The sequence below is a fragment of the Pseudomonas faucium genome (genome assembly GCF_021602585.1).
GTDB classification, from domain to species: domain Bacteria; phylum Pseudomonadota; class Gammaproteobacteria; order Pseudomonadales; family Pseudomonadaceae; genus Aquipseudomonas; species Aquipseudomonas faucium.
Genome location: NZ_BQIP01000055.1, coordinates 1 through 2484 on the forward strand (window position 1 = coordinate 1; position 2484 = coordinate 2484).

The window sequence follows — 2484 nt, forward strand, 5'->3', positions numbered from 1 at the left end:
GGGGCTGAAGAGTGGGTTATTCCAGGGCCTTGATGGGCGGGTCCTGGTAGTTTTCATCGATGGCGATGCCCATCTGCTTCAAGCGTGCTTCGGTTTGGGCGCGTTCCTGGGCCATGCGTTTGAGTTCGGCGGGGAGAAGGGTTGTCCATTTCTCCCTATCTTCACTTTCAAAGTAACCTTTGTAGAATTCAGATTCGGATTCGACGGTGAGAGTGAATAAATAGGAACCCTGTTCCTCAGGAGCAGTCTCGCTCTTTTCACGTTGGACGAAAAGTGTCAGATAGATACCATCCTTGTAAAAATACCAGTTGCTGAACATTGGCATGGCCAACCATTCTTCCTGAGTAAGCACTAATGCGGGATCACTCCAAGGACCTGTCCCGATTGGTTTGCCCAAGACCGACCTGGGGTTGTCGAATTTTTTCGCCTGATCCCCCGAAATCCTGGCTTCGTTTTGCATGATAAATCGATGCCATCCTTGGTCGAGTAAACCGTTTGCCAGCTTGCGAAAATAATCCATAGCAAGCGAATGTGAAGAGTCTTGGTTGACGCCCCCTAGGGTAATGTTAGCATCATTTATAATGTCGCTATTGTAAGTGCCTAGCGTAACAGCTACGGCATCATCGAAATGAAGAGATGTCGATGAGTGAGGGTTCATGGTAAGAACCGCCCTCTGTCCCTCAGCAAATGACAGCGAATATTCGTAGAGACAGATGCCGAGCATGCAATCCTTTTGAAATTCAACAGAAGAATTAGAGGCTGCACTTTCGATACTTTCGTTAATTTTAAATTCTATAGCTGGCTTATTGTTGCCCATCTGTGACTCTCCACACGCTGCAAGGAGGATAAATATAGCAAGCCCTGAGATCTTATACATTGTCACTCCAGTTTGCGATGGTGCGGATGCTTTCATGCATATAAGGGGCTTGAATATTCATAAGTTTGTGGTATTTTTTGGCGATGGCTGTAATAAATTTCATGCGATCGTTTTTGTTGTGCAACTTCCCTTCGGTCATTACAACGTCGTAATCGGGGTTATTTGTCTCACATAGGGTGCTCATTGCAGCAAGCCGCCGAGGAACTCCGAAGTGCCCCTCCATCAAGGCTTGCAGGTCGAGCAAGTGTTGAAATCCCTCGCTTTCGTAAATTAATGGTTGCAGAATCTTGATCTGCTCGTGTTTTGCTATGGCCATGAGCGACAACAACTGCGTGTCACTTCGTGTTTTTCCTGGGGAGAGTCGCTCTGTTTCAGATATCAGATTGAAACCTTCCACAAGCTCTGGTGTCTTTTTGAGGTGATTTATTTTTGGCAGGGCGTCGTCAAGCCATGGAAGCTCTTGGAATGTTGTTTTGAAGTTGCATAGGTAATCGTCCCAATTTCGTGCGGGCGTTGCATCTTTAAAGTCATTAGGGTAATTAATATAAAACCAGTGCCATACGAAGATGTCCTGAAATAACCAAAAATTCCCTTCCCCCAAATGCATTTTGGTAATTTCAAAGTAAGGCGTGGGGGCTCCAGCGTATCGCCACTTGCTATTGCTAGCATAATCAAGTGCGCACATGACTTGCTTGCTGGCGAACGCAGCGAGGCCGGTCCAATAAAATCGTCCCCTTAGTTCAGGCTTGCCGTTGCGCTCAAATTCAAGATAAATCTTGGCATAATTTCCGGCGATCCGTTCAGCCCGTGTGCTGAAGTCCTTGATCAACTGATAGCGTGCAGTTTCCTTGAATTCGACACGCGTTTTCACCGATAAACGTCGCACCGCCTCTTGTTGGCCTAACGTCCATAGCTCTAAATAATGAGGATCTGAGTCATTCGTGGAGCACGTTTGTTCGTTGAATCGGAAGTCTTGTTTCATGCTTTTGTTCTCGGCACATATTTGTCGGCACCCGCTGGCACTACCAGTTCATCGGGGACAAGTCGCATCTTGGCCGTACCGGGTTTGTCGCTGAAAAGTCGTGGAGTCATACCTTCCTGATCGGTGAAATAGACCCGCTTGCCTTTGCCAGGAATATCGAATTCGACAGCCACATTCTCAAGCGGAACACCGAAGCTGGTCATCAACCTATTTTGCTCGTCATACATACCCGAGGTAGGGCCGACGGGGAATTCTTTGAACGTGTGCTCCATGCTGGCCGGCGCATCCAGTGTCTTTTTCGCACCTTTGATATCAATAGTGCCGGGCGCATGGATCTCGATGTTGCTGCCCTTGATGCGGATGTAGGCACCGCCACTGGTGAGCAGAATCTCTTTCTGCGCCGCCATTTCGATCAACTGTTCCAGCGACGTCAGCTTCATGTTTTGTAGTGCAGTCAGTTCCATCGCATCACTTTGCGCTTCCAGTTCCACCTTGCCCTTGGCCGCAAACAACTTGGCCCCGGCGTTCTGCGCAAACAGGCTGATGCTCTGCACCACACTGGCCAGCAGCGACTTGCCGCTGGCGATGCTGACATCCTCACCGGTACTCACGGTCAGGTGCTTGC

3 protein-coding genes are annotated in these 2484 nt (G+C 48.7%); all 3 read right to left on the reverse strand.

The features are described 5' to 3' along the window. Nucleotides 1-16: 16 nt before the first annotated feature. Nucleotides 17-817, reverse strand: coding sequence for a hypothetical protein (locus L6D75_RS27115; RefSeq protein ID WP_236193964.1), 801 nt, complete (start codon nucleotides 815-817; stop codon nucleotides 17-19). Nucleotides 818-869: 52 nt separating this feature from the next. Then, nucleotides 870-1859 (reverse strand): DUF2515 family protein, encoded by a 990-nt coding sequence (locus L6D75_RS27120; RefSeq protein ID WP_236193974.1) that lies wholly within the window; start codon nucleotides 1857-1859, stop codon nucleotides 870-872. After that, on the reverse strand, nucleotides 1856-2484 hold a 629-nt coding region (locus tag L6D75_RS27125; RefSeq protein WP_236193977.1), incomplete at its 5' end, for a DUF2345 domain-containing protein. The genes L6D75_RS27125 and L6D75_RS27120, both read right to left, overlap by 4 nt.

Bases quoted from the DNA above. Each gene is read 5' to 3' on its own strand.
- L6D75_RS27115 (WP_236193964.1), bottom strand. From the start codon at position 817: ATGGGCAACAATAAGCCAGCTATAGAATTTAAAATTAACGAAAGTATC.
- L6D75_RS27120 (WP_236193974.1), bottom strand. From the start codon at position 1,859: ATGAAACAAGACTTCCGATTCAACGAACAAACGTGCTCCACGAATGAC.